At 36.2% G+C, this 26,413-nt stretch carries 26 protein-coding genes; 16 read left to right on the top strand and 10 right to left on the bottom strand.

The window, feature by feature from the left end:
• The 4 genes from pstB (at position 1) to phoU (ending at position 2,667) form a co-directional block, all read left to right on the top strand.
• Complete coding sequence (pstB, locus tag MSWAN_RS09455) at positions 1-756, top strand: phosphate ABC transporter ATP-binding protein PstB (protein WP_013826423.1); 756 nt, start codon at positions 1-3, stop codon at positions 754-756.
• A gap of 96 nt (positions 757-852) precedes the next feature.
• Complete coding sequence (locus MSWAN_RS09450; RefSeq protein WP_013826422.1) at positions 853-1,521, top strand: phosphate signaling complex PhoU family protein; 669 nt, start codon at positions 853-855, stop codon at positions 1,519-1,521.
• Between the two features lie 9 nt (positions 1,522-1,530).
• Complete coding sequence (locus MSWAN_RS09445; RefSeq protein WP_013826421.1) at positions 1,531-2,001, top strand: DUF2226 domain-containing protein; 471 nt, start codon at positions 1,531-1,533, stop codon at positions 1,999-2,001.
• Positions 2,002-2,004: 3 nt separating this feature from the next.
• Positions 2,005-2,667, top strand: coding sequence for a phosphate signaling complex protein PhoU (gene phoU / locus MSWAN_RS09440; RefSeq protein WP_013826420.1), 663 nt, complete (start codon positions 2,005-2,007; stop codon positions 2,665-2,667).
• Positions 2,668-2,943: 276 nt separating this feature from the next.
• Here the strand turns inward: phoU and MSWAN_RS09435 are convergent, their stop codons facing one another.
• The 7 genes from MSWAN_RS09435 to porC all read right to left on the bottom strand — a co-directional run bounded on the left by MSWAN_RS09435 (position 2,944) and on the right by porC (position 8,061).
• Positions 2,944-3,783: a fumarate hydratase gene (locus MSWAN_RS09435; RefSeq protein WP_013826419.1), complete on the bottom strand. Its 840-nt coding sequence runs from the start codon at positions 3,781-3,783 to the stop codon at positions 2,944-2,946.
• Positions 3,784-4,245: 462 nt separating this feature from the next.
• Positions 4,246-4,677 (bottom strand): 4Fe-4S dicluster domain-containing protein, encoded by a 432-nt coding sequence (locus tag MSWAN_RS09430; RefSeq protein ID WP_013826418.1) that lies wholly within the window; start codon positions 4,675-4,677, stop codon positions 4,246-4,248.
• 2 nt (positions 4,678-4,679) lie between these two features.
• Positions 4,680-5,186 carry a 4Fe-4S dicluster domain-containing protein gene (locus tag MSWAN_RS09425; protein ID WP_013826417.1) on the bottom strand — a complete coding sequence of 169 codons (507 nt, stop codon included), beginning with the start codon at positions 5,184-5,186 and terminating at the stop codon, positions 4,680-4,682.
• A 6-nt stretch (positions 5,187-5,192) separates the two neighbouring features.
• A complete protein-coding gene (gene porB / locus MSWAN_RS09420) occupies positions 5,193-6,056 on the bottom strand; it encodes a pyruvate synthase subunit PorB (RefSeq protein WP_013826416.1) in 864 nt (287 codons plus the stop codon).
• The gene (gene porA, locus MSWAN_RS09415; protein ID WP_013826415.1) at positions 6,057-7,211 is read right to left on the bottom strand and encodes a pyruvate synthase subunit PorA; all 1,155 of its coding nucleotides are present in this window, start codon (positions 7,209-7,211) and stop codon (positions 6,057-6,059) included. It lies immediately after the preceding gene.
• A gap of 1 nt (position 7,212) precedes the next feature.
• Positions 7,213-7,455 carry a pyruvate synthase subunit PorD gene (gene porD / locus MSWAN_RS09410; protein WP_013826414.1) on the bottom strand — a complete coding sequence of 81 codons (243 nt, stop codon included), beginning with the start codon at positions 7,453-7,455 and terminating at the stop codon, positions 7,213-7,215.
• 72 nt (positions 7,456-7,527) lie between these two features.
• Positions 7,528-8,061 carry a pyruvate synthase subunit PorC gene (gene porC / locus MSWAN_RS09405; protein WP_013826413.1) on the bottom strand — a complete coding sequence of 178 codons (534 nt, stop codon included), beginning with the start codon at positions 8,059-8,061 and terminating at the stop codon, positions 7,528-7,530.
• A 187-nt stretch (positions 8,062-8,248) separates the two neighbouring features.
• Between porC and MSWAN_RS09400 the strand changes: the two genes are divergently transcribed.
• The 7 genes from MSWAN_RS09400 to MSWAN_RS09370 all read left to right on the top strand — a co-directional run bounded on the left by MSWAN_RS09400 (position 8,249) and on the right by MSWAN_RS09370 (position 15,816).
• On the top strand, positions 8,249-9,943 hold the full coding sequence (locus tag MSWAN_RS09400; protein ID WP_013826412.1) for a dihydropteroate synthase-like protein: 1,695 nt from the start codon (positions 8,249-8,251) through the stop codon (positions 9,941-9,943).
• Positions 9,944-10,254: 311 nt separating this feature from the next.
• Positions 10,255-11,190: a TIGR00269 family protein gene (locus MSWAN_RS09395; protein ID WP_013826411.1), complete on the top strand. Its 936-nt coding sequence runs from the start codon at positions 10,255-10,257 to the stop codon at positions 11,188-11,190.
• A gap of 322 nt (positions 11,191-11,512) precedes the next feature.
• A complete protein-coding gene (locus MSWAN_RS09390) occupies positions 11,513-11,713 on the top strand; it encodes a MoaD/ThiS family protein (protein ID WP_013826410.1) in 201 nt (66 codons plus the stop codon).
• Positions 11,714-11,909: 196 nt separating this feature from the next.
• Entirely contained in the window at positions 11,910-12,926 is a 1,017-nt protein-coding gene (locus tag MSWAN_RS09385) for a site-2 protease family protein (RefSeq protein WP_144011642.1), read from the top strand.
• Between the two features lie 247 nt (positions 12,927-13,173).
• Entirely contained in the window at positions 13,174-14,049 is an 876-nt protein-coding gene (locus tag MSWAN_RS09380) for a damage-control phosphatase ARMT1 family protein (protein ID WP_013826408.1), read from the top strand.
• A gap of 235 nt (positions 14,050-14,284) precedes the next feature.
• Entirely contained in the window at positions 14,285-15,109 is an 825-nt protein-coding gene (locus MSWAN_RS09375) for a DUF1932 domain-containing protein (RefSeq protein WP_013826407.1), read from the top strand.
• Between the two features lie 506 nt (positions 15,110-15,615).
• Complete coding sequence (locus tag MSWAN_RS09370; RefSeq protein ID WP_144011578.1) at positions 15,616-15,816, top strand: hypothetical protein; 201 nt, start codon at positions 15,616-15,618, stop codon at positions 15,814-15,816.
• 129 nt (positions 15,817-15,945) lie between these two features.
• Here the strand turns inward: MSWAN_RS09370 and MSWAN_RS09365 are convergent, their stop codons facing one another.
• Entirely contained in the window at positions 15,946-17,238 is a 1,293-nt protein-coding gene (locus MSWAN_RS09365; RefSeq protein ID WP_227717017.1) for an adenylyltransferase/cytidyltransferase family protein, read from the bottom strand.
• Between the two features lie 204 nt (positions 17,239-17,442).
• Here MSWAN_RS09365 and MSWAN_RS09360 point away from each other — a divergent pair, with 204 nt between their 5' ends.
• The 3 genes from MSWAN_RS09360 to MSWAN_RS09350 all read left to right on the top strand — a co-directional run bounded on the left by MSWAN_RS09360 (position 17,443) and on the right by MSWAN_RS09350 (position 20,123).
• Positions 17,443-18,012: a class I SAM-dependent methyltransferase gene (locus MSWAN_RS09360; protein WP_013826405.1), complete on the top strand. Its 570-nt coding sequence runs from the start codon at positions 17,443-17,445 to the stop codon at positions 18,010-18,012.
• A gap of 292 nt (positions 18,013-18,304) precedes the next feature.
• A complete protein-coding gene (locus MSWAN_RS09355; RefSeq protein ID WP_013826404.1) occupies positions 18,305-19,465 on the top strand; it encodes an ABC transporter permease in 1,161 nt (386 codons plus the stop codon).
• A complete protein-coding gene (locus tag MSWAN_RS09350) occupies positions 19,458-20,123 on the top strand; it encodes an ABC transporter ATP-binding protein (RefSeq protein WP_013826403.1) in 666 nt (221 codons plus the stop codon). Before MSWAN_RS09355 ends, MSWAN_RS09350 begins: the two co-directional genes overlap by 8 nt.
• Before the next feature lie 351 nt (positions 20,124-20,474).
• On the opposite strand, the gene MSWAN_RS09345 is transcribed toward MSWAN_RS09350, so the two are convergent.
• Complete coding sequence (locus MSWAN_RS09345) at positions 20,475-21,722, bottom strand: threonine/serine exporter family protein (RefSeq protein WP_013826402.1); 1,248 nt, start codon at positions 21,720-21,722, stop codon at positions 20,475-20,477.
• Positions 21,723-22,190: 468 nt separating this feature from the next.
• Between MSWAN_RS09345 and MSWAN_RS12355 the strand changes: the two genes are divergently transcribed.
• A complete protein-coding gene (locus MSWAN_RS12355; protein WP_013826400.1) occupies positions 22,191-23,849 on the top strand; it encodes a sensor histidine kinase in 1,659 nt (552 codons plus the stop codon).
• 180 nt (positions 23,850-24,029) lie between these two features.
• Here MSWAN_RS12355 and MSWAN_RS09335 read toward each other — a convergent pair whose 3' ends face one another.
• A complete protein-coding gene (locus tag MSWAN_RS09335; protein WP_013826399.1) occupies positions 24,030-25,106 on the bottom strand; it encodes an archaeosine biosynthesis radical SAM protein RaSEA in 1,077 nt (358 codons plus the stop codon).
• A 257-nt stretch (positions 25,107-25,363) separates the two neighbouring features.
• Here MSWAN_RS09335 and MSWAN_RS09330 point away from each other — a divergent pair, with 257 nt between their 5' ends.
• Complete coding sequence (locus tag MSWAN_RS09330; RefSeq protein WP_013826398.1) at positions 25,364-26,251, top strand: SPL family radical SAM protein; 888 nt, start codon at positions 25,364-25,366, stop codon at positions 26,249-26,251.
• The last annotated feature ends 162 nt before the right edge of the window (positions 26,252-26,413 follow it).

Here is a 26,413-nt window from a genome sequence, read left to right as displayed (position 1 = left end):
ATGTCGGAAATAATAGAAGTAGAAGATTTAAACGTTTACTTTGATGAAGCGCATATTTTAAAAGATATTAATATTAAAATACCTGAAAAAGCAGTTACAGCACTCATCGGACCATCTGGATGTGGTAAATCTACATTCATAAGGACTTTAAACAGGATGAACGACCTCATACCAATGTTTAAAAAGGAAGGGAAAGTTCTCCTTGATGGTGAAGACATCTACGATCCGAAAGTCGATGTTGTGGAACTCCGTAAAAAAGTGGGCATGGTCTTCCAAAAGCCTAACCCCTTCCCTAAATCCATATTTGAAAATGTAGCTTATGGTTTAGAGATACATGGAGTTGAAGATAAAGATAAAATCGAGAAAACAGTTGAAAGAAGTCTTAAAGCTGCAGCAATTTGGGATGAAGTTAAAGACAAACTTGACAAATCTGCAATGGGACTTTCCGGTGGTCAGCAGCAGAGACTTTGCATTGCAAGGACGATAGCAGTTTCTCCGGAAGTTATATTGATGGATGAACCCTGTTCAGCACTTGACCCTATTTCAACAACCAAGATCGAAGACTTGATCCACAAATTGAAGAAGGATTATACAATTATCATCGTGACTCATAATATGCAGCAGGCAACAAGGGTTTCAAAACACACAGCATTTTTCCTTAATGGAGAAATTGTTGAAAGTGGCCGTACAGATAAGCTCTTCATAGAACCTGAGGATAAACGTACTGAAGATTATATAACTGGCAGATTTGGGTGATAAAATAAACAAAAGAACTTAATAAATTTAATAAGTTTTATGAGGTTTTAGTAGGGTTAAGCAAGTTATAGCTTTATAAGTTTTAAAGGTGTGCTGATGTTTGGTATTGTCCTTGAAAACAAACTAATGAATTTGAGCAAAGATATCCTGAGTTACAGTAATGAAACAACTGTCCGGATAAACAAATCTGTTGAAAGTTTCTTAAATGATGATGTGGCCTTGGCAAGAGAGGTAATAGAATTCACAGATAAAATAAACAAGGAAAGTTACAGTATTGAGCATGAATGTCTTAAAGTACTTGGATTACACCAGCCAATTGCAAAGGACTTGAGGTTTGGAGCTGCACTCCTTAGAACATCTATAGAACTTGAAAGAATAAATGATCTCACGGCTTATATAGCGAGATACAGTATAGATTCCGCGGAAAAGGGTTTAAACTATCATAAACCACCACACATCACCTTTATGTCCCAAACAGTCCAGAGCATGTTGCAAGATGGGGTTGGTTCCCTTTTAAATGAGGATTTACAGCTTTTAAAACGTTCCACTAAAGGCTACGTTTCTGTACAAAGTTTTTATAATCAAATGTTTTCAGAGTACAGTGAAATTACACATGATAGTTCACACAGTTACCTGATCCTTGTTGGAAGGAATCTCTTGAGTATGGGACACCATATAATGGGAATGGCAGATAGAATAGCTTATTCAATTGTTGGAAAACGTGTTATGCATAATAAAATGTTTTATAACTTCTTGATGAGGTGAACTAGTAATATGTGGCTTCCATCCAATGAACCAAACCTTGTAATTCAGGGAAATTTAAAAAAATCACAGTTGCCTTCACTGGGATATTTGAGAGTCCTTACTAAAGGTAATGAATTTTTAATATTTCTGAAGGAGATGCTGGTTGTTGGGGCATGGAGTTTTAATATTGAGTCTTTTAAAGAATGTTACGAGAATAAAGCATTGAAATTGATAGAAATTGAGCATGAATCGAGAATTGAAATTTATGAAATTGATTCAAATCTCTTTGAAACAATTATTGAACTTAACGAGGAGTCTAAATTATCTTTACCAGTGGAAATTGACGTGATATTAAATAGGTTTAAGTTAAATGAGGTCGTTGATAGGGAAGATTCCATTAATAGAAAAGACTTGTTGTCGAAGTATAGGATAAATGAACCATCTGAAATTGATGTTGAAAATTTATTAGAAGATTATAGATCCAAAATAGGTGGAGGATAGCATATGCAGAAAAAAAGATATCCAAGGGTACTATTCCGTAAAAGACTGAATGATTTGAGGGAAGAAGTGGGAAAAATGGGTGAAACAACCATTGAGGCGTATAAAAATGCCATACTTGTTTTTTCCAGTTATGATGAGGATCTGGTGAAAAAGGTTACCAAGGCGCATGAAAAAATAGATAAAATGAATTATCACCTTGAACATGATGCAATGGGAGTAATAGCTGCCGAACAACCTGTTGCAAGAGATTTAAGGTTCATTGAGGCTTGTGTTAAAGTAGGAGGTCATCTTAAAAGGATGGGAAATCTCTCATTTAACATTGCAGAGGTTGCAAGACACATAAAAGACGAGGAAATCCCACAAAAACCAATGAATGACCTTAAGGATATGGCTGATATAGTGGAGAAAATGGTGAGTAAAAGTTTAACCACATTTTTGGAACAAGACATGGACCTTGCCAGGGAACTTCACCATGACGATGACATGGTGGATGATTTATTTGATAAAGCCCTTCAGGATATAACCAAAAGCATGTTCCAAGAGAAGGATGCTATATCCTACATGGTGTATATATTGTTTGTTGCAAGGTTCCTTGAGAGGATCGCAGATCGTGCAGAAAACATAGGCGACAGAACCATATTCATGTTGACATGCGAAAAACCCTAAGAGCTTTGATCAAGAAGTTAACTTAAAAATAAAATTTTTTTCTTTTACTTCTTTTTGATTTTCTCTTTTTTTATTCTATTTTTAACCTAATCCTTTTTAACGTTTTATTTAGTTTTAATTAATAAGTTCATAGTTTTTTTTATACTTTCATTAAATAAATTGAGTTTGAAATTTATTAAAAAAATGAAATCACTAATTAAGTTCATTAAAATAAACATTTTTTTATTTTTAAATGTTTATAATAAAAATTAAAGCTAAAAAAAGTTAATTAAGAGTTTACGGCCGTAAAATCGCACTTGCATGCCTTCCAGCCCAACACTGAATACAGACACCAATAGGTAAACCCGCGGTATGGGTATCTGCAAGTTCAACTTTAACATCAAGAGCTGTTGTCTTACCGCCAAGACCCATTGGACCGATGCCAGTGGCATTAACAAGTTCCAGAAGCTCATCTTCAAGCTCTGCCAACCTTGGATCTGGGTTATGTTCCCCTACAGATCGCAGCAGTGCCTTTTTGGCGAGCTTCATCACCATATCTGAGGAGCCACCAATCCCCACGCCGATTATGGTAGGTGGGCAAGGTTTTCCACCTGCATTGTTCACAGTTTCAAGCACAAATTTTTTTATCCCTTCAACACTTTCACCGGGAAGGGCCATTTTGAGTGCGTTATTGTTTTCTGAGCCAAATCCCTTTGGGAAAACTGTTAATTCAAGATAATCTCCATCAATCAGCTCCACGTTTATTTGAGGTATGTCTTTTCCTACGTTACTGCCTGTGTTTTCACGGGTCAGGGGATCCACAACGTTTGGGCGCAGGGGAACCTCTTTTGTTGCCCTTTCAACACCGTTTCTTATTCCTTCGTAAAGGTTTTCAACTTCAACCTTTCCAAGTTTTACAAAAACAATTGGAAGACCTGTATCCTGGCACATGGGAATATCATCTTCCGAAGCAGCATCAATATTGTCCAGCACGGTTTTAAGGTTTAAACGTGCTGTTTTATCATCTTCATTTTCGTATGCATCCTTCAAAGCTTGTTTCACATCTTCTGGAAGGTGTATAACAGCTTCCTTATAAATGCGGGATATGGTTTCCTCAACTTGTTTTGTTGTGATCATTTTGAATCATTGTTTTAACTTTTTAAATAAATAGTAATTAATTCCAAATTTACTTTAATTTAATAAAAGCTTTAATTTAATGAAATATATTTTTTTTTAATTTTTTTAAGATTTAATTAAATCTTAACTTTATTTTTTAATTTTTATAAAACTCTTAATTTCAAATGATATTTTTTTAGGATGTTTTTCAAATCTATTTCAACTGTCTTTTAAAATTAAAAATTATCCAAAGAATAAAACATAAAAACAATTTTTAGAGAAGATATAAGTTTAAAATGATTTTTAAAAAAATAAAGATTGAAATTAGAGAATTTAAGATTAAAAAGGTATATGATTTGATAAAAAAAAGTTAAGATTAGAAAGTATTTATTAAAATTAAGTTTAAAAGGAAATTTTAGATAAATTTAGATAATGACTAAAAAAGATATTAAAAGAAAAAAAGAGAAGGAATCCTTGAATTTCCTAGTATTTCATGATCAATTTGACCCTTTCAAGTTCCTTGGCGATCCTATCCCTTTTACCAGATAAAACATCCGTTGAATCTGTTTTAAGTGCTTCTGTTGGACAGGCAGCAACACAAAGTGGCACTTCTTTGTCTATACAAAGGTTGCACTTTTTGGCAATTCCTGATTCATTAATATAAATAGCTCCAATTGGGCATGCATCTTTGCAGAGACCGCAACCTATGCAGTCATCTTCATTTATGATGATTGCACCGTCAACTTCAACTATGGCATCTTCAGGGCAAACTGCCTTGCAAGGAGCTCTGTCCTCTGCGCAGTGCAGGCAGTGAACTGGCACACCATTTATAACTCTTATTGCGTTTTGAGGGCAGACCCTCTCGCATCTGGAACAGTCCTCACACAGTTCAGGTCGTGAAACGAGTTCTTTCATCTTTAGACCTCCTTCTGCAGAACCTTTCTGCCTCTAGTATGAGCTGTCAAGACATTTACCCTATCAAAACTTTTCTTTGATTTTTTACCGAGTCCTGAGAGTTTCTTGATATGCATGTTCTGTTTTTCGACCTTCATTTTGTCTGTATCAACCTTTGCAATGGCTCTTTTGGAGCATGCCTTTACACAGACAGGTGTGTCGAAGTCAGGGCATTGATGACATTTATGGGCCTTTCTATCATGCATTGATATGGCTCCAAATGGACAGACCATCATACATAGTCCGCAGCCTATGCATTTTTCAGAGGTGATCTCCTCTTCTATGGCTTCTGTGGGACATATCATTTTGCATGGGGCGTCTTCGCACTGCTGGCAGACTATAGGATAGTGTGATTCATCAATTTCCCTTACACTGATCCTTGATATGCCGTAAATCTTTGAACAGGCCTCTTCACAATCCCCGCAACCGTCGCAGACGTCCGGTTGAATCAGTATCTTTTTCAAGGTCATGTCCCCCTATATTTTAAGCTCAGTGCAGATAGAATCCACAAGGCTTTGAATCCTGGCTTTTTCCTCATCTGTTAAGTGTTTAAATCTTTTCTGTGCTTCAAGATATACATTGACAGGTTTTCTTTGCATTGGCCTGTATGTAACCTTGAACTCACCTTCTTCAATTTCATAAAGTATCCATGAACCGGTTTCAACAGCTAACCTTCCCATATCTATGGTTTTTGAAGGTTTGTAACCCCAACCTGTTGTACATGGTTGGTGGAGGTGAATATATGCTGGTCCATCAACTTCTGATGCTTTTTTAACCTTATTCATGAAATCTTCAGGGTATGCTATTGATGCTGTTGCAACGTAAGGCACTCCATGGGCGGCCATTATCATTGGCATGTTCTTTTTTGGTTTGTCCTCACCGAAACTTTGCTTACCTGCAGGTGAGGTTGTTGTTGATGCGCCGTAGGGTGTTGCACCGCTCCTCTGTATACCCGTGTTCATGTAAGCTTCATTATCGTAACAAATGTAAATTATGTTATGTCCCCTTTCCATGGCTCCAGATAGTGCTTGAAGTCCTATGTCAACTGTTCCACCATCTCCACCAAAGACCACTATGTTAGAATCTCTTCCAAGGGTTTTAAATGCTGCTTCAACTCCGGATGCAACGGCTGCAGCGTTTTCGAATGCAACGTGAATCCAAGGAATTCTCCATGCAGTTTCAGGATAAGGTGTTGTTACAACTTCTAAACATCCTGTTGCAGATACTGCAACAGTGTTTTCACCCAGCACTTTAAGCGCGAGCCTGACGCCTATGGTGGCGCCGCATCCAGCGCATGCCCTGTGTCCTGGTGCAAGAAATTCTTTTTCACTTATCTCCATTTAAAGCTCCTCCTCTTTAATTCCTATCCACTCTATGTCTTTTGTTGGGTTTTTGGTTTTATCGACTATATCTCGTATGGTTGAAGGTTTTATGTCACGTCCTCCAAGTCCCACAATAAATCCATAAGATTCAACATCACACATTTTGGCTTTGATGTTGTTGTAGAGAACTCCACCTATTCCAAATGAGATGTTTTTATCAATAACTGCAACTTTTGAAGCACCTTTTAAGGCATCGTGTATCTCATCTACTGGGAATGGTCTGAAAACTCTGACACGCAGTAAACCGACTCTTTCACCTTTCTTACGGAGGTCGTCTATAGCATCTTTTATTGTACTGCAAACTGATCCCATTGCAACGATGATTATGTCAGCATCTTCGCATTTGTATTTTTCAACAAAACCGTATTCTCTTCCGAATATCTCTGCAAACTCCTTGTTGGCTTTGGCTATAACGTCTTTTGATCGTTCCATTGCCAGTTCCATTGCGTACCTTGCTTCCATGTAATAATCAGGGTCAGTAAATGAACCTATTGACATGGGTTGTTTAGGGTCAAGGAATGCATGTTCTGGTTTATATGACGGTAAAAATTTGTCAACATCTTCTGCTGAAGGTATATCCACCGGATCAACTGTGTGGGTAAGTATGAAACCATCCAGACACACCATACTTGGAAGTAACACATCGTGGTTTTCTGAAACTTTGTAACCAAGTAATATGGAATCAAGTGCTTCTTGACAGTTTTCAACATAGATTTGCATCCATCCTGCATCTCTTTGTGATATTGAATCCTGTTGATCGTTCCATATGCACAATGGGGCAGATAATGCTCTGTTTGCATCTGCAAGTACTATTGGCGCTCTTAAACCAGCAGCTGCGAATAATATTTCGTGCATTAATGCTAACCCCTGTGATGATGTTGCTGTAAAAACTCTTACACCTGCACCGGAGGCACCGACACATGCACTTATTGCACTGTGTTCTGATTCAACTCTAATATACTCTGCATCTATATCTCCATCTGCAACGAACTTTGCAAGGTGCTCAGAAATAGTTGTCTGAGGGGTTATGGGATAAACAGGAATAACATTCGGTTTTGCAAGTTTTACAGCCTCTGCTATTGCTTCGTTTGCAGAAATCACTTTAAGAACCATATTATTCCCTCTCCATTTTTATAGCTTTTACAGGGCATTCTTCGGCGCATATGCCGCACCCTTTACAAAAGTCGTAGTCTATGTCATATTCTTTATTTATACAGCCTTCCGGACAGAAAAGAACACAATTTTCGCATTCTATACATTTTTCCTTGTCCAAAATTGGTTTAAATGTTCTCCAGCTACCTGTTTTATTTTTAGTGGTACTTCCAGGTTTTTTAACAGCTGCTCCAATTGATACCATGAAATCACCTTGTTACATTAACTAATCATTAGATAATTATCACAATTTTATTATCCTTAGCTAATTGTTATCTTATTCCTCTCTTACTTTATTATACGCTATTGTAGCGGCTTTTGCGTTCTTTTCACCTATTTTTCCACTGAAAGTTTCTTTTATGATTTTTATCAGGGATTCAAGTGAAATTTCGCCTGTTAAACCGGCAAAAGCCCCGAGCATAACGGTGTTAACGATTGGGACACCTAAAATTTCCAGTGCTATACCTGTAGCATCAATTTTTTGGACTTCTGCGCCGTCAACAGTCTTTACATCACTTGTGGTGTTTATAATTATTTTTCCTCCGTCTTTAATTCCGGAGAACACATCTGCGACTTCAAGAAGGCCGTCGTCCAGCACTATTACATAATTAGGCTTGTAAACTTGATATCTTCTTCTTATGGGCTGGTCATCTATTCTTGAAAACGCCATTACAGGAGCGCCTCTTCTTTCAACGCCGAAGAATGGGAATGCTTGACAGTATTTGCCATCTTCAAAGGCTGCCTTTGCCAATATCTCGGCTGCTGTTACGGCTCCCTGTCCACCGCGTCCGTGAAAGCGAATTTCAATCATCTGCTATACCTCCATTCCTCATAGTTAATCATTATAAATTGTAATATATATACGTGTTGGTCAATGATCTTATAAGATATATGGTCTACTCTTATAATATACTGGGGTTAGAAACATGATGAAAAATGTTTTACAAGACCTTCAATAAATTTACTCTTAATAAAAATTCAGGTTTAGAGGCATGCTCATGAAAATTTTAATTGTAACAGGAAAATTGGCAAGCAAACTCGTAAAAAAGGAATCAGCTAAATCAGAACAGGATATTTACGTTCATATGGTTAACACACCTATAGCTGCATTTTTAACCCCTAAAAGGATAGTTAAAGAGCTAAAAGACATTGAAAATCAGTATGAATTTAATCATGATAAAATGGGTGAAGAAAAGCATGATGAGAATCTGGAAGAAGGGGTAGATGAAAAGATCTATGAGACTCCATATGAGAATACAGATGATCTAGAAAATTTGAATGGAGAATACGCTTCAAATTTCGATCCAAAATCATTTGACATGATTCTAACACCGGGACTCATAAGAAAAGACGTAAGTTACGTGGAAGAAAAAACTGGTATTCCAACTTATAAAGGGCCTAAAGATGCTGCTGATCTTGGGATAGTTCTTGAAATGATTGAAAAACTTGAATTATCCTCAAAAACACCTGCAGATAAATTAATCGAGGATGAGCTTCGAAAACGTGCCCTCCAGTTCATAGAAGACTTTGAAAAAGATGAGGAAAAAACTAAAAAACTCCTGAAAAAGCCTGAAAATATTCTGGTTGGAAAACTTCCAGTTGGAGAAGATTTCCCAATGAGGGTACTTGCTGAGATAGCCAACGCACCCCTTTTAACCGATGACGAACTGCTCAAAAGGGCAGAATACTTCGTGAAATCAGGGGCGGACATGGTGGATATTGGTATGATTGCCGGTGAAACTCTAGACAATAAAATTCCCCACATGGTAAAAATTCTAAAAGAAAATCTGGATGTTCCAGTGAGTATAGACAGCCTTAACCCTGTTGAATTAAAAGCAGCAATTGAAGCCAGGGTTGACATGGTGTTGAGTCTGGATCACGGCAACGTGGAAGAGGTTTTACCACTTCTTAAGGGAAAAAACATCCCTGCAGTTATTCTGCCCACAGATTACCGCAAAAACTGGGTCCCCCGTACAGTTGATGAACGTGTTAAGTCACTTGAGAGTCTGAGGGAAAAATGCAGTGGAATCGATGTGATCGCCGACCTTATCCTCGACCCTATCAATAGCAGTAGCATTGTGGATTCAATAATGGCATGCCGTCAGTTTAAAGAAAAAAACAGTGAACCTGTCTTTTTTGGTATTGGGAATGTTACGGAACTTTTAGATGCTGATTCAGTGGGTGTGAATGCTCTACTTGCAGGTATAGCCATGGAACTTGGTGCCAGCGTACTTTTCACCCCTGAAGAAAGTGGTAAGACTAGGGGGAGTGTTCGGGAGCTTGCAGTGTCCTCAGATATGATGTTCTTGTCTAAAAAGAGGGGATCAATACCGAAGGATCTGGGTATAAACCTTCTTGTCCTGAAAGATAAACGTAAATCAGATGTTATAACCGAAGAGTTTGATGTTCCAATTGTTGAAGGTGAAATTGACACAAAGTTTATTCAGGACCCTGCAGGAAGCTTCAAGATCCTAGTTGAAGAGGGCCTTATAACTGCGGTGCATTACATTAAAATGGAACCTCAAATAGCCATAACTGGGAAGAAAGCCAAGAAACTCTATGATGAAATACTGAAAAGAGGGCTGATTTCAAGGATGGAACATGCCACCTACCTGGGTGCAGAACTTCAAAAAGCTGAAATTGCCGTTAAACTTGGCAAGAACTATGTCCAAGATTTTCCCATATTTAATTAAATATTAATGAGGTTTAATAAGCTTAATAGATTTAATGAGCTGTTTAATAGGTTATTAAAAAATAATTCTATAAATTTTTTCCTAATTTTTATGAAATTCTACTAAAAAAAAATGTTAATTATTTTTATATTTAAATATACCAATTTTCATAGTTAATCTAAATTTTCAATAAGTTAATTTTTTTTAAATATAATTCTCATAATATTTTATTAAACTATTTAAAAATAATTTAATTAAAATAATTTAAATTAAGAAAGTTAATTTCAAAGTAACAAATTCAGAATAATTAATTTTCAAGTTTGGAGATTAAAATGAACGTATGTACTAAATGCGGAAATCCTCATGTTATCATAAAGAAAAAACAGTCTGGCCAGAAGTTATGCCGTGAGTGTTTCATAGAAACCACAAAAGAAAAAGTTTTGCATGATATCCGTAAATATAAACTCATAGAAAAGGGAGATAAAGTTCTCCTTGGACTTTCAGGCGGTAAAGACAGCGTCATGCTACTGGACATCCTTAACTCACTCAAAGAAAGGAACATAATAGATCTGGTTGCTGTAACAATTGATGAGGGTATAACCGGATACAGGGAAGATGGTGTGCGCATCGCAGCAAGTAACGCTGAAAAATTAGGCGTAAAACATAGAATTGTGTCTTTTAAGGATTATTTTGGACTAACACTCGATGATATAGTTGAGAAAGATTCTGATCTTGCACGTTCAAGGCATCCCTGCACGTACTGCGGAGTTTTCAGGCGATGGTTCCTCAACAAGGTAGCCAAGGAAGAAGGAGCCACCAAAATAGCAACAGGCCACAATTTGGACGATGAAACTGAGTCGATACTCATGAATTACCTTGAGGGAAACATCCGAAATTTAACACGAATCGGTCCAAAGTCAGAGTCAAGAAACAAAGAGTTCACAGTGAAGATAAAACCATTAAGTGAGATACCCGAAAAGGAAATTGGTCTTTATGTTGTGGCTAAGGGCATGGATGTGCACTTTGCAGGTTGTCCTTATGCGGGAGAGTCGTTCAGGGCTGAAATCGGCAAGTTCATAAAGGATCTTTCTGTGGAACATCCAACCATCATGTACTCAACCCTGCGTGGTTTTGAGAAGATAAAACCAGTTCTAAAAAATGAGTTTGCAAATGAATCCAGTACAGGGGTCTGTGTAAACTGTGGCGAACCTGCTTCAGGTGATCTCTGTAAGGCTTGTAGCTTCCTTAAACATTGGGATGAGAATTGAACGCTTTTTAAATTGGAATATGGAGTATAATCAATAATATAATCAATATCCAGTGTGTAAGTAAAAGATGTATTTTTACGAAGATTGATCATAAAAAATGTATTTTTATTATAAATGATGTTAATGATATAAAAAATAAGTTAAGATATAAGATCACAGATTAATACAACTTAAACTAATAACAAGGATACTTTGTTAAAGTTTGTTGACAGATTAAACATGTAAACTTACGAACGTTTATTAGAACTAGTTAGTGGCATAAAACTTAATAAAAATTAAAAAAATTTAACAGAAGTAATTCAAGGATTGGAGACGAATTTTGATGGAAGTAAAAATAGTCATAGGGGAAAATACAGAGATCCGGGAAATAAATGAGAATCAAACAGTAAAAGACATGCTTGAAATTATGGATGTTCCCTCAGAAACAGTGGTCGTCAAAAAAAACAATTACATCGTTATAGAAGAAGAGCCAGTTGCTGACGGGGACACAATTGAAATTATACAGGTTATATACGGTGGTTAATGTGTTCCCCTTCTTTGAACACTGTTTAAATATCAAGATATTTTGAAGTTAAAGGATTTCATTGAAATATTCTAACTCCAACATTGTACCCCAGTTATTTGAGGGATTCATATTCAACTTAAATAAGGTGTTTTAAATTTAATATTTTAATTTTAACAAACTTCTTAAAATGTTTAATAAGTCGGGATGTGTATATGTGGAAAACTTCGATCTCATTGAGAAGAACATCTCAAATTACTTTCAGGTAGAGGGATTTCATTCTACTGAAGAAGGTTCTTATTTTGTCATTTACGACTATGATCACGATAAATTTTCTTGGTTAATCCAGGATATGGCTGAAATAGGTTACATTCCATTTATGGAGCCTTATGGGGAAAATTACAGAATAGGGATAGCTGAAAAACCTGAAAAGAGAAAATCCAATATTTACATAAATATAGTTCTTTTTGTTGTAACCGTTGCAACCACCATCTATGCAGGTTACATGGTTGGAAACCAGAACATATGGAGTGGTGTAGCATTTTCGATAGCAATCTTGAGTATATTGGGGGTTCATGAGAGTGCTCACTTTTTTGCAGCTCGAAAACATGGTGTTGAAGCAACTTTACCTTACTTCGTACCTGCACCCACTCTTATCGGGACATTTGGGGCAGTTATAAATGTTAAATCACCTATTCCTGATAAAAATGCCCTTTTCGATCTTGGGTTCAGCGGGCCGATTGCAGGGATCATCGTTACAATTCCTGTCCTCATAACTGGAATTTTATTATCAACGGTGGTTCCAATAGATTCAGGGGCTGGAATGTTCAACCCACCACCTTTAATGGCCATATTTATGTACTTCTTGGCACCAACTGTACCTGCAGGTTACATGCTGCAGATTCACCCTGTTCTATTTGCTGCGTGGGTTGGTATAATAGTGACTATGCTCAATTTGATGCCTGTATCATTCTTAGACGGTGGACACATCTCAAGGTCGCTTTTCGATGGTAAGACTCACCAGATAATATCTATGATGGGTATAGTGGTAACAGTGGTTCTTGGATGGATAACAATGGCCATACTAATGTTTTTAATACTCTTTTTTACTAAAAAGCATCCTGGAGCACTTGATAATGCTTCAAAATTGACAAGGGGCAGAAAAATTATGGCGTTGGTTATGCTGATAATTCTTATTCTGTGTTTATCCCCAATTCCAACAAATTCTCTTTAAGATTCATATCCCAAATCAAAATTTCAAAATATATTAAATGATTAAAAATTTACAGATTAAACTGGATTTTCAGGATTTCCAAGTTGTAAATGATTTCCAAGTGTATTGGATTTGGAGTTGTACAAAATACAAACTACCTAAATTTAAAATATAGAAACTATAAAAATTTTATAAAAACCAGAGAAAAAAACAAAAATAAGTCAAAATAAAGATTTATATAAATGGATTAAGTATTTAAGGAGATAATATGAAAGTTCACTACGAATGCGCAGCATGTTTCTTAAGACAGGCAAGAGAAGCAGTTGATCTTGCAACAAACGATGAATCATTGAAAATGGATGTTACAGAGAAGGTCACAAAAATAGTGTGTAAAAATTTCCACGGGGGTGCAGCTTCCAACGTGATTGGAACAGAGATACACAGAACCATAAAGAAAGAAACTGGAAACAAGGATCCATACAGTTATCAAAGGGAAATTTGCAATGAAATAGCCCTGAAATTCCTTCCAAGGGTTGAAAAAATAGTGGAGGATCAAAACGGGCTTGAAAGTTACCTAAAAGCAGCAATAGCAGGCAATGTCATAGACTTCGGTGCAATGGGGCTGGACTCAGACATGGAAGGCATCCTAATTAAAACCATGGAAAAAGGTTTTGGGGTAAACAACTCCAAAGAGCTTGAAAATGAGCTTGAAAAGGCTAAAACTGTTTTGTACCTTGCAGACAACATAGGGGAGATAGTATTTGATAAGTTACTCATAAAAAAACTCCACGAATATGGGGTGGAAGTTACAGTAGCTCTTAAAGAAAAACCAATTTTAAACGATGCATGCCTGGAAGATGCCCTCGGTATCGGTTTGGAAGAGGTTGCAGAGCTCATAACTACAGGTACGGACTCTGTAGGTGTAATCTATGAGGATGTATCATCTAAATTCAAGGAAATATTTGATAAGGCAGATATGGTCATAGCCAAGGGCCTTGGAAACTACGAAGGCTTGGGAGAGATGTATCTCAAGGAAAAACCAGTATTTTCCCTTTTGAACGCTAAATGCGACCCTGTTGCAAGGGATATTGGCGTGGAAAAGGGTGATAATGTGGTTTTAATGCTCAATGCCTCTAAAAATTAATTTTTATCCATTTTTAGTAATTATTCATTTTAATGAGATATAACCTACTGATGGAAATCTCTGATGAATAAAATCTACTTAAATAATTTTACGGGAATAATATTCTACAGGAATTTAATCTATATTTGAGTTCAATTAATGGCATGTTAACCGAACTTATTTAATATTCTTAAATTCAAAATCAATCAAAATCAAATACAAATTAACATTTATCCAGATATTTGGGGTTGTATCTATGAAAGTGGGATTTTTAGGATTTGGAGAAGTTGCATCAACATTAAGTGATGGACTTATACGCAACGGAGTGGATGTTTGCGCTTGTGTTGAGGGTAGAAGTTCAAGAACACGAGATCTTGCAGATAAAGTTGGTGTTAATCGTTGCAAAACCAATAGAGAAGTTGCAGAAATATCAGAAATCATCGTATCTGCAGTTGTTCCATCCAGCGCTGTTGAAGTTGCAAAGGAAGTTGGAGAACATTTTAATGGTGTTTATGTGGATGTAAATAACATTTCACCCCAAAGGGTTAAAGAAGCACTTGGGTTTATAAAAAAAGGTAAAACTGTTGATGCATCGTTAATAGGGAGTGTAAAAAAAGGGTTGGATGTTAAGATCATTGCATCAGGCAGCGGTGCAGAGCGTTTTGCAAAGCTCAACGGTTATGGGATGAATATAGAAGTTATAAGTCATGAAATTGGTCAAGCTTCTGCTATAAAGATGCTTAGAAGTGCATACACCAAGGGAGTTTCGGCTCTGCTTTTTGAAACTCTTTTGGTGGCTTATAAAATGGGAGTTGATGAAATGCTCCTTGAATGCATATCTGAAACTGAATGCCCTGGTTTCAAGGAATCTGCAATGTCCAGAATAATAAGCAGTACATTTCATGCTGAAAGACGTGCTCAGGAGATGATGGAGGTTGTGAAAGTGGTTTCTGAACATACAAATCCCATGATGAGCAGGGCAACATCTGAATTTTTTAAATTACTCTCAAATAAAGAGGGTAAACATGAAAAGAAACTGGAAAATTATAGAGATGTGTTTTACAGTTTCTATGAAGACTGATTACTTTTATCCTCTTCTAAATACTGGAACTAGACATAACCATGTTCAACTGTTGTGGTAATAACATATTAATTTATAGTACTTTAAACTTTCTATTTTCTTGGGAAACCTCTTGGAATTAGAACTGAAAATTAGAAAAGATTAATGAGTTAATGAGACTTTGTTAAATGGAACAATATTTGAAAATTGAGTGAATACTTAATTGTATAATAATTTTATAACTCCTAAAGTTTTTGGGACAATTTCCTAAATCAAACTAATAATCTAATCCTATAATCTTATAATGTTTTGAATTATCCTAAATTATCTTGGTTTTTCTAATTTAACATTATCCAGTTTCAGAACCTAAAATAGAATTTTTTGGAATGTTTGAGGCATAATACGTTCATAGTAAATTTTATAACTTTTAAGAGACAAAATAATCCTACTGGAATCAATACAATTAACAGATCTAGAATTTAGGTCTATAATTATAGAATTTGGGCATTAAGAAAGGGGACGGTCATTTGGAAATCAACGAGCATATGCAGGAATGTCAAGAAGCTCTTCAGAAGCTTATTGGTAAGACTATCGTTGATATTAGATTCAAACCACAAAACAGTGACTGCTGGAGACTTTACATAACCACAGATAGCGGAAAGATGGTCATGACATTTTGTAAGGACTGGATGTGCCCTGTAGTTGAGCATAGGAACAAAAACCCATAGAAAAATTCAGAACAAAGGATAAGTTCGAGGAATTCATCACAGGATTTAAATATATGAAATCATGTCAGTTCTAAAATTAAAGATAATAAAAAAAGATTTCATTGGAGATTAATTAAAGTTCAATCTCCATTAATTTTTATAATCCCCAACAAATACTCTAATTCTCCAACCTTCCTCTTTCTCAACTAGCTGAGCGCTTAGGGGGATGAACTGAGAGTCAATAAGAAGCCTCAGATAAGTTACAAGTTTGGCTGGTAGCTTAAGTGGACTTTTTATCTTACGATCCTTTGCACGCACATCACAGCAGAGTCTATCATTTTTATCCACGTAAAGTGTGGCATCCATACCATCTTCTAAAGATGGAATTTCAAAGCTCCTGAGATGCATACCCCCATCGAAAGTGTAAAGGGGTTTTTCATGGATCCTAACTCCTTTTCTGAACATTTTATGTGCATCGGAAGATGGCATTCCCTCATCAGACTTTGATGCCACAAACCATGCCCTCTCAATGACATTTTCGACTTTCTGGTCTGGTGGGATGATCCCGTCTTTTTCATACTTTTTGATGAGGTCAAAAACTTCTCTGCGAGTTACATCTTCCTCAGCAGCGCTTATTACGAGCCTTGTAAGAACAGGGCCGTAACCAGCCATCCTTAATGAAGCCCAGATCTGATCCTCGTTTGTGTATTTCCTACCTTTTACAAGTGCACTCACAGCATCAGCGTTCATATGGGCGATGTTAATCATTTTTGCCCGGGAATAAGTATTAAGCCTTTTTGTCAAGACAGTTATATTCCTTTCACCGGGTATGTTGCCCTTTTTTAGTTCTTCTTCTAATATCTGGACAGTTGAGTCTGGAAGAAGTTTGGCTGCACTTTCAGGTATTTCCATGTTATTTTCGATTATTTCACGCCTTATGAACCTTCCTGAAATTTTTTCACCATGGATCTTGTACTCTGGTATTATATGGAACTTGAGCTTTCTGTTGTATTTTTTGTATAGAAACTCGTTCACAGCAAACCAGCGTATAACATTTCTGTTAGGTAAATTTCGAGGTATACCGCTGAATATTCCTTTTTTCGCAAAAGATGATGAATATTTTTTTATTTTATCCGTTGAAACATCTGCCGCATCAACGTAATCCACTACACCATCTTCTATCATCATTGCTATCCTTATTGGAACTGTATATGCCAGGGTGAGCCTGTGATGTAACCCTTCGATTGGTACAATTCTATCGGCTCCCGCTTCAAGTGCCATGCGGCTTCTTGCATTGAAGTTTGCAAAAAATGGTGCATGATTGGCACTGTAACCCTTGTTGAGGTAGATGACAACTTCGTCGCCTTTTTTATCTGCCAGTTGTCTGGCTTTATCTATTAATTTAACGTGCCCTTTGTGGACTGGGTCAAAATCCGCGCTTATTCCAATCAGGTTAATACCCCCTTTAAATACCGTGTTGATGTTTATTATAATCTATTTCAAGCATAAAAAAGTCATTTAATTATTTTAAATATATTTTAATAATTGTATGTTTGTAATTAGTTAAAGTTTTATGAATATTAGACTTACTGAGTTAACATTTTTTGTTATAACATATTTTTTATGGTATGAATCAGATGATTACTTATGAAATTTGAAGAACCCGGTTCAACAGAAGTATTTTTCACAGTTGCAGTATGCTACTCAATTGGTAGTCCTTTTTACAAAAACTATGCAAAAAGCCTTAATCTGAATGGAAATGAGAAAATTTTGGATTATGGCTCAGGGTCAGGTGCTCTTTCAAGACATGTGGCTCAAATTCTTTTAAAAGGAGAAGGTCATTTAACATGTGTTGATATATCCCGAAAATGGATGAATATTATCAAAAAAACGATGAATAAATATCCTAACGTAAATTTTAAATTTGGAAAAATTGATAATGTGGATATTCCAGATGAGTCTTATGATGCGATTATAATTCATTACGTACTGCATGATATAGAGTCTGATTTAAGGGGAGATATATTAAAAGTTCTTATTCAAAAATTAAAAGATGGAGGAAAAATTTATATCCGAGAGCCAATTGCAGATAATCATGGCATGTCTACAAGTGAAATTAAGAAATTAATGCAAAAAGCAGGATTAAAGGAAATTAATCTCAAAATAAATAAGATAAGATTTATGGGTCAGATTACAGAGGCAATATTCCAAAAATGATATCTTGATTTATTTTTATTTAGATTTTAGATTTAAATTAAATCTTAATTTTTAAAATAATTATTTTATCAAGCTGCTATCAAGTATATTATATAATTCTTTACAATTAATTCAACTAAATTAATCGACTATTCCTATTTTTTTAAATTATTTCAGAAAATAATGGATAGATCTTTTATATCTAAATCAATACCTTATTTTACAACTTTTATAAGTAATTGGGTGTTATTTGGTATAGATTTGGGTCCAATATGGGAAAAACTACTTTTTATGTTATTTTAGATAGGGAGCTATGAAGTTCATAAACTTAATTCTAAAAAACATATTCCGAAATAAATCAAGGACATTCCTGGCTCTACTGGGGATCTCCATAGGGATCGCTGCGATAGTGGGGTTGGGTCTGGTAAGTGATGGTCTGACAGCATCCACCGAAAAAACCCTTACGGCCGGAGCGGCTGATTTTACACTAACTTCAGCGAGTTCTACAGGAGGTTCGGGAGGGCAAGGTGGTCCTGATTCAGCTATGATGAGTCAAAATTCCAGTAGTGGAGGAACCATAAATCAAACGCGTGTTGAAGATGTCCTGAAAATAACAGGTGTTGAAGATGCAGTAGGAGCTTTACAAAGCAGTTTCACCATTAATGGTTCTCAGATGCCAGTTAATGCAATAGGAATTGATGGAAGCAAACTATCACTTGCCGACGCGGTAATTACTAACGGTTCCACATATTCTACTGGAAATGAGGTAATAATTGGTACAACTGCTTCTAAAACCATGAACAAAACAGTGGGGGATACACTCAGCATATCCAATCAAACCTTTAAAATTGTGGGTATCTATGAAACAGGTAATTTCATGGAGGATGGTGGCGTATTCATGTCACTAAGTTCCCTTCAAAACATTACCAACAGCACTGGAACAGTATCTTCAATCATGGTTAAAGCTAACAACACCCAAGACTCAGACAATCTAATTAACAAGATAGAAGCGGCTTATCCTGATTTATCAAACACAAAATCCATGGCATCGATGGGTAGAATGAACAACGGACTTGAAACCATAAGCACCGGAGCATGGGCAATTTCACTCCTGGCGGTACTTATAAGTGGGGTAATCGTTCTGATTATCATGATAAAATCCGTAGTTGAAAGAACCAGAGAAATAGGAGTTCTCAAATCTGTTGGATGGACCAATAAAAGAGTCATGACTATGATACTGGGAGAATCTGTTATTATCACGGTAATGGCATCCATAGTAGGGCTTATTATTGGTGTAGGTGCTGTTGAGCTTCTAAGTATTTCCAATCTCATACCCAACATTCAACTTGCATTCTCAGCTGAACTCTTCTTAAAAGCAATTGGAGTGGCATTACTACTCGGAATTTTAGGAGGATTATACCCAGCGTACAGAGCTTCTAAATTATCACCAACGGAGGCGTTGCGCTATGAATGATGAGAACATAATTGAAATGAGCGGTGTCAAAAGGGGATATGATAATGGCGGAATAAGGGCACTGGATGGTATAAACCTTGAAATAAAAAAAGGAGAGTTTATTTCTGTTATGGGACCTTCAGGGTCCGGGAAATCAACCCTTCTTAATATGATAGGGGCTCTTGATCATGCTGATGAAGGTTCCATCAAAGTAGCCGGACATGATCTGATGAAGAACAAAGATTTTAGTCGGATCAGGTCCCAGGAGATAGGTTTCATATTCCAGTTCCACAACCTGATACCCAACCTTACTTCACTTGAAAATGTGCAGATCCCCATGTTAGGAACGCCTCTTGATGATGAAAAAATGGTTCAAAGAGCATTGGACCTTCTGAAATCACTTAATTTAGGAAACAAATTGAATCAATTTCCAACCAGACTTTCAGGTGGTGAAAGACAGAGGGTGGCCATTGCCAGAGCACTGGCCAATCACCCTTCCATAATACTTGCAGATGAACCTACAGGATCTTTGGATTCAAAAACAGGAGAAGTGATCCTCGAACTTTTAAAGGACATACACAGGAAGGAAGGGGTAACCATTGTAATGGTAACACACGATCTTAATGTGGCAAAAATTGCTGATAGAATCATCAGAGTTTCTGATGGAAAGGTAGAATAATTGAACAAAGGTTTAATTAATTTAAACCCTTTTTTTAGGGTTTTGGAGGGAACATGATCTGATTAAAAACAAAATTCAAATACGTTGGACTGTCCAAATAATATGATGATCTAAGTGATTTAAATGTCATGAATTCTTTAAGAATTAATATGGGAGGGTAAGATGAGAAACTGGACTAAATATTGGCAGATAATCCTGAATAAACCTCCAAACGATATTTTGCTCCTTTTATAAGTAGTCCACTGCCAAATTAGTCCAAAATTCTTACCCTCCAACCTCCTTTTCATGGTCTTTAAAGTTATATTAAATCTTTAAATTTATTAAAAAATTTATTTTATTATATCAATTATATTATTTTTCTACTTTTAAAGGCTCAGTAAGAACTCTACCCACCAGCAATCCCAGTGAAATTGCCACAATGGTCATTGTAACAAGTAAAGCATTGTTAATTGCTGCCGGGTAGTTTTGTCCCACAAGACTGGCCAGACTTATAAAACCCAGAGAACCGGGAACCAGTATCCAAAAAGCAGGTAATATAGAAATGAAACCTGGAGTTCCATGGTCATATCTCTCGGTTAATGTTCCGCTCACAGCCATAAGCAGCGAACCCAGAAAACCTCCAAAAAATCCTCCTACAAAGTGATTACCAACTTGTTCCCCCATAAAAGCTATATAAAGGATTAAAATGATCCATGGCATATCTCTTCTTTCTATAGACATGAAAAGGTACATTCCAACCCCAAAAACTAAAACTCCAATGTAAGGAATCCACCAAATGGAGGTATTGGATGGGCTAATGAACATGAGCTGCTGCAGAGGAAGTCCAGCTATTTCAAGTCCAACAATCAATCCAAAAAGTAGTAAAAGGAGGATTGCAGCACCTGAGATAACCCTGCTTGCACCGGAGATAATCTCACCAGATGCCAGTTCAAACATTCCAGTTGTGAGGATAGCTCCAGGCAGGAAGTAGGCGAGTGCAGGAATTAACATAATAAATGTACCGGTCAGAAATCCCTCTTTCATACCCAAGAAGAACAATGAAGAAACAATGAGAGCAGCAATTACAGGGAGTAAAAGTGAGACTTTGGTCTGGTTCTCACCAAATAAAATTAAAAATGCCACTATAACTCCGAAAGCACCTGAAACTAGGATTTGTTCTGGTGAAAACCGCATCAACATCCCAATACCTATTGAAAACAATGTGTAACCGATTATTGTTCCAATGGAGCCGAAACGATGTTTTTCAGTTAATATCTGCTTCAAACGTTTTTTACCATCTTCCGGAGAAATTTCCGCATTTTCAGCTTGATAAATTAATTTGTAGATCTCTGAAACTTGATTTAAAGGTATTAAACCAGGTTTCTGATTGCTTGCGCTTAGAGGTGCGGATTCAGTTTCACCAAGCTTTACAAGCAGTACGGTGGGAAAAATCAGTACTTCAGCTTTTACTTTGTATGCGCAGGCAATACGTTCTAAAATTGAGGTTATATCCACCACTGAAATACCAGCTGAAATCAAGGCCTTTCCAAGAGCCATCAAAAATTCAAGAAGACTGGTCTGGGACCCAGTTTTTTGTGTAATTTTATCAGGGGTTTGCATTGTTAAACTATTGTCTGTTATCACTGAAAAATTTAGTTCTTATTAAATCGCAAGTTCCTATTTTCAAGTTTTAATCTTTAAGTTCTACTCTAAGTTTTAATTCTTAAGTTTTAATATTCGGTTCCCAATTTAGTTTTAATTTTATAAATTACCCTTTTTATTTAAAAAAGTTTTGGATTAAAATACTTTGTTTTGGATACAAATTTCTTTTTAAAAAGCAAGATGGTCGTGAAAGAAATAGAAAAGTTTTTAATATTATTTATATTCAAGATTTAATAACGAATAAGTATTTCATGAAGATCTAGTGGGATTAGGTATTTTTTTATATTTTTCATTAGGAAAATTTCTCTGAAATTTTAAATGGAGATGTTTTATGGTAAAAGGCAAATTAAGATCAAGATCCGGAATTTCTAATCTTTTCAATGTTTTTTTAACAATTAGCACAGTTAATATTCATATGGAGGAAAAATGAACGACAGTTATATAGTTTATGTTATTATCCTTGCGTTATCTTCATTAATCGCTTTGTTGTTAACGTTTTACACCTGGAAAAGGCGAAAAGTTCCTGGTGCGTCTTATATATCTCTGGCACTTCTGGGAGTTGCTTTCTGGTCATTTTGTGGGATAAATGAAGTTATGACTGTGAATGTTGCATCAAACATCTTTTGGTCGCAGATGAGTTATATTGGTGTGGTCATCATAGCTCCTTTATGGTTTCTTTTTGCCTTGACATATACTCAAAATGAGAGATGGCTTACAAAGTCACGATTACTGCTTTTGATGGTTATACCATTTGCTGTACTTGTGATGGTGTTTACCAACCAGTGGTATGGCCTTATATGGCCCCATGTAACTACTGTATCAACAGCTTCAGGTACGGTGTTTGTTTACGACCATGGAATGGGTGCATGGATCAACGTGATCTACTCGTACACACTCATGATCATAGGAATGATCCTGCTTTTCCAGACTGTAATCAACTCTCCGGGTTTATACAGGTATCAAGCTGGACTTCTGCTTGTGGGTGCGATGGTACCACTTCTTTTAAATGCGGTTTATCTTGCAGATCTTTTTCCCGACCCCGGTGTGGATCCAACACCCATTGCATTCTTTATAACCGGACTTGTATCTGCCTGGAGCATTTTCAGGTTTCGATTTTTGAATATAATGCCTGTTGCTCACACAGCAATCTTTAACAATATGAGTGGAGCTGTTGTTGTTTTTGATGCTAAAAATAGAATTGTAGAAACAAATTCTGCAGCAAGAAAGCTTTTAGGTTTAGAGGGTAATGTTTTGGGTCAGAGTGCAGATTCAGTGATGAAAAATGTTCAAGATTTCGTAATTCCTGATGAAGAGACTCGTAAACATTATGAAACACGTTTAGGTTCGCAACACTGCTGGCTGGATGTGCAAATCAAACCTCTTCACGGCAACAATTCATTTCTGGGGCATCTGGTTTCATTGACTGACATCACCAGAACTAAAATAGCAGAAGAGAATGCCCAGAAAGCTCTGGAAGAGAAGGAACTTCTAATGAAGGAAATACATCACCGTGTTAAAAATAATTTGATGGTAATTTCAAGTCTACTCAACCTGCAGTCCAGATACGTGAAAGATGAAAAAGCACGTAATATACTTAAGGAAAGTAGAAATAGGGCAAATTCAATGGCACTCATACACGAGCGCCTCTACGGTTTTTCAGACCTCAAAAATATAAACTTTGGAGAATACACAAGGAGCTTAACAACGGATTTATTCAGAAACTATGCAGTGGATACGAGCAATATAAAACTTGAGATGGCAGTTGAGGATATTCAACTAGACGTGGACACGGCAGTACCTCTGGGACTTATTTTAAATGAACTTATTTCTAATTGTCTTAAATATGCATTCCCCGCAGATAATAAAGGTACATTAAAAATAGTTTTCAAAAAAGAAGATGATAATTGTATATTGAAGGTTAAAGATGATGGTGTGGGTATCCCTGCAGATATTGACGTCAAAAAAAGTGATACGCTTGGATTAACATTAGTAAGGGGTTTGGTGGAACAGATTGAAGGACTACTCACTTTTGATATGGATCATGGGACCGAAATAACCATCATATTCATGGAAAGAGAATTATAAATAAATATTAAAATAGTGTTGGTAATATTTTTAAAAGAATGTTCTGTTAGATAGTGAATCCGATATTATCAATAAATATTGGATTTTTGATAAGATCTATCAAATATATTTCTTACATTTTTTCTAAAATAAACTAATCAAAAATAAAAAAATTTATTTACTTTTTTTGTTCATTTTAGTTTATCTTCGTCTGTTTAAATTGGTTGTTGACCTTGTAACATCTGAAAATTTCACATCAACAACCCATCTTTCCTTACAGTCGCATTCAAAATCTTCAAACTCTTTTGGAATGTTCTGCTCAAGGTTGGACTTAATTATCATACTTTTCAGTTTGGAGTTACATTTTTTACAGTTATAAGGTCCTCGTCTTGTTCCAAATGCTGCTGTATCCATTATAACTGGAATTTTAACAGAACTGCGCACCCTTTTTATAATTTCAATCACACTCCATATCCATGGAGGCTGGTAAGAACCCTGCTTCCAGAGTAGTTCCATCAATGTTCCTTTATGAATTGTGGCAGGACAAAATGAAATTCTGCTGGCTCCAACACTTTCTGCATACCGTGCTGATTCAACAGCCTCTTCAATTGCAGCATTTTCAGATGTTAAAATTGGTTTTACAAAAAGGTATGCCTTTGCATGCACATTGTACTCTGGCTGCAGCTTTTTGATGATTTGAACTGCTTGCTCAAAGTCTTCCCTTGTGAATCCTTTATTTATCTTGTATTTTCTTGTGTAGTCATTTGAGGTTTCAAGTCCCATCCCTACCTCGAATAACTTGTTTCCAAGTGCTTCGCTGCACTCTTTAAGAACTTCTTCTGTTACGTACTCTGGTCTTGATTCAACAACAACCTCTTCAACATGTTTTTCGTCTTTTAGAATCCCTAAAATCTCGTCCCTTGCGACCTTTGGAACTTCTGCTTCGTTTAGAAAGCTTCCGGATACGAACATTTTGACAGTGGTTTTCTTCTCTATTTCGTGTTTTGCCATGCATTTTTTGAATATATCCACGAGCACATCTGCCTCAACATCCACAAGGGGTGAATCTGCAACGTAACTGCACATTGTACACCCTCCTGAACCTGAAAGAGCCCAGGCACATCCTGAAGTTGGCAGTACTATAAAAATTGCATTTCCTACTCCGGAGTAGAGTAGATCTTCTCCTGACCAGCTGGCTGCTAAGTCGTAGGGTGATTTTTTCTCCATTTTTTCAATGGCATCTTCTCTGATTTCATGCATTAAATTTTGTATTTCCATTTTGAATCGTTTCCAATTTTTATTTCCAGCTATTCCAGTAAATTAAAGTTTTTTTTATAAATTTAGTATTTTCATAAATTTAGTAAAAGTTTTAAAACTATAAAACTACGTTTTAATTTTTAAAAAATATACTAAACTATTTTTTTAACTTTTTTTAAAATAAATTTAAAAAGTTGATGATAAATGTAGATAGAAGGTTAGTTCTATATTATTATAAAATATTCAATTAGTTGTTGATAAGCGTATAGGTGGATGAAGTGCTAAATGAAATTAAGGTCACATCAATACTTAACAAACACAAAAAACGTGATGACTGGTTTTTGGGGAATTACACACTTAACCCATATGCTGGCTGTCCATTTAACTGCATTTATTGTTACACACGCGGCAGCAAGTACGGGGGAGACCATGGATCTGAAGTGGCTTTGAAGGCAAATGCAGTTTCCATGCTCAAACGTCAGCTTAAAAACAGGATACGAAGGGCTGAACGTGGGTTCATAGTTGTTGGATCTGCTGCAGAAGCATATCCTCCAATTGAGAGAAATTTAGGGGTAACACGTGAAATTCTCTTTTTGATCAAGCGCTACAAGTTCCCTGTTCATGTTTGCACTAAATCCAGTTTAATTTTGAGAGATCTGGATGTTTTAGAAGAAATAAATCGGGATGCAATCTTACCAGATGATCTCAAGGAGAAGCTGGGATGTGGGGTCTTAATATCCTTTTCTTTTTCCACGTTAGATGAGAAACTGGCCAGCATACTGGAGCCTGGAGCCCCCAGTCCAATGGAACGTCTTGAAACCATGAAAAAATGCAGTGATGCAGGTTTTAAAGTTGGAATTATCAACATGCCGGTTTTACCATTCCTTTCAGATTCCAGTGAAGATCTGGAGGCCATGATAAAATCTGCGAAGATTCGTGGGGCTGAATATATTATTTTTTCAGGCTTGACTCTCTATGGTGATGGTCCATATGACTGCAAGATGTTATACTACCAATTTTTGGAGAATCATTTTCCCGAACTGGTTTTAGAATATAAAAAACTTTTTTCCAGCTCTTTTGCACCTTCAAAGCGTTATCAAATGGATTTGGCAAAAAGGTACCATGAAATATCTACAAAATACGGTGTTAAGAATCGAATAATTTGATTAACATAATCTAATTTAGAATAAATCAGAATAATTAGCTTAGTAAAATGGAATAGATCAATTGAGAGTACACCAATTAATAAAGCAAATTAAATTTTTAGAGTCAAATTGGACCCTTTAAATCTTAGAAAATGGATACCTGTTTTAGAAACAGAATAGTAA

It is taken from the genome of Methanobacterium paludis (assembly GCF_000214725.1).
Lineage (GTDB): Archaea > Methanobacteriota > Methanobacteria > Methanobacteriales > Methanobacteriaceae > Methanobacterium_C > Methanobacterium_C paludis.
Note: the sequence above shows the minus strand (reverse complement) of the source record. Positions and strands in the feature narration are given on the sequence as shown.

Bases quoted from the DNA above. Each gene is read 5' to 3' on its own strand.
- MSWAN_RS09425 (WP_013826417.1), bottom strand. From the start codon at position 5,186: ATGACCTTGAAAAAGATACTGATTCAACCGGACGTCTGCGACGGTTGC.
- porB (WP_013826416.1), bottom strand. From the start codon at position 6,056: ATGGAGATAAGTGAAAAAGAATTTCTTGCACCAGGACACAGGGCATGC.
- MSWAN_RS09375 (WP_013826407.1), top strand. From the start codon at position 14,285: ATGAAAGTGGGATTTTTAGGATTTGGAGAAGTTGCATCAACATTAAGT.
- MSWAN_RS09395 (WP_013826411.1), top strand. From the start codon at position 10,255: ATGAACGTATGTACTAAATGCGGAAATCCTCATGTTATCATAAAGAAA.
- porA (WP_013826415.1), bottom strand. From the start codon at position 7,211: ATGGTTCTTAAAGTGATTTCTGCAAACGAAGCAATAGCAGAGGCTGTA.
- MSWAN_RS09350 (WP_013826403.1), top strand. From the start codon at position 19,458: ATGAATGATGAGAACATAATTGAAATGAGCGGTGTCAAAAGGGGATAT.
- MSWAN_RS09435 (WP_013826419.1), bottom strand. From the start codon at position 3,783: ATGATCACAACAAAACAAGTTGAGGAAACCATATCCCGCATTTATAAG.
- MSWAN_RS09390 (WP_013826410.1), top strand. From the start codon at position 11,513: ATGGAAGTAAAAATAGTCATAGGGGAAAATACAGAGATCCGGGAAATA.
- MSWAN_RS09345 (WP_013826402.1), bottom strand. From the start codon at position 21,722: ATGCAAACCCCTGATAAAATTACACAAAAAACTGGGTCCCAGACCAGT.
- MSWAN_RS09360 (WP_013826405.1), top strand. From the start codon at position 17,443: ATGAAATTTGAAGAACCCGGTTCAACAGAAGTATTTTTCACAGTTGCA.
- pstB (WP_013826423.1), top strand. From the start codon at position 1: ATGTCGGAAATAATAGAAGTAGAAGATTTAAACGTTTACTTTGATGAA.
- MSWAN_RS09445 (WP_013826421.1), top strand. From the start codon at position 1,531: ATGTGGCTTCCATCCAATGAACCAAACCTTGTAATTCAGGGAAATTTA.
- porD (WP_013826414.1), bottom strand. From the start codon at position 7,455: ATGGTATCAATTGGAGCAGCTGTTAAAAAACCTGGAAGTACCACTAAA.
- phoU (WP_013826420.1), top strand. From the start codon at position 2,005: ATGCAGAAAAAAAGATATCCAAGGGTACTATTCCGTAAAAGACTGAAT.
- MSWAN_RS09430 (WP_013826418.1), bottom strand. From the start codon at position 4,677: ATGAAAGAACTCGTTTCACGACCTGAACTGTGTGAGGACTGTTCCAGA.
- MSWAN_RS09450 (WP_013826422.1), top strand. From the start codon at position 853: ATGTTTGGTATTGTCCTTGAAAACAAACTAATGAATTTGAGCAAAGAT.
- MSWAN_RS09400 (WP_013826412.1), top strand. From the start codon at position 8,249: ATGAAAATTTTAATTGTAACAGGAAAATTGGCAAGCAAACTCGTAAAA.
- MSWAN_RS12355 (WP_013826400.1), top strand. From the start codon at position 22,191: ATGAACGACAGTTATATAGTTTATGTTATTATCCTTGCGTTATCTTCA.
- porC (WP_013826413.1), bottom strand. From the start codon at position 8,061: ATGATTGAAATTCGCTTTCACGGACGCGGTGGACAGGGAGCCGTAACA.
- MSWAN_RS09380 (WP_013826408.1), top strand. From the start codon at position 13,174: ATGAAAGTTCACTACGAATGCGCAGCATGTTTCTTAAGACAGGCAAGA.
- MSWAN_RS09355 (WP_013826404.1), top strand. From the start codon at position 18,305: ATGAAGTTCATAAACTTAATTCTAAAAAACATATTCCGAAATAAATCA.
- MSWAN_RS09335 (WP_013826399.1), bottom strand. From the start codon at position 25,106: ATGGAAATACAAAATTTAATGCATGAAATCAGAGAAGATGCCATTGAA.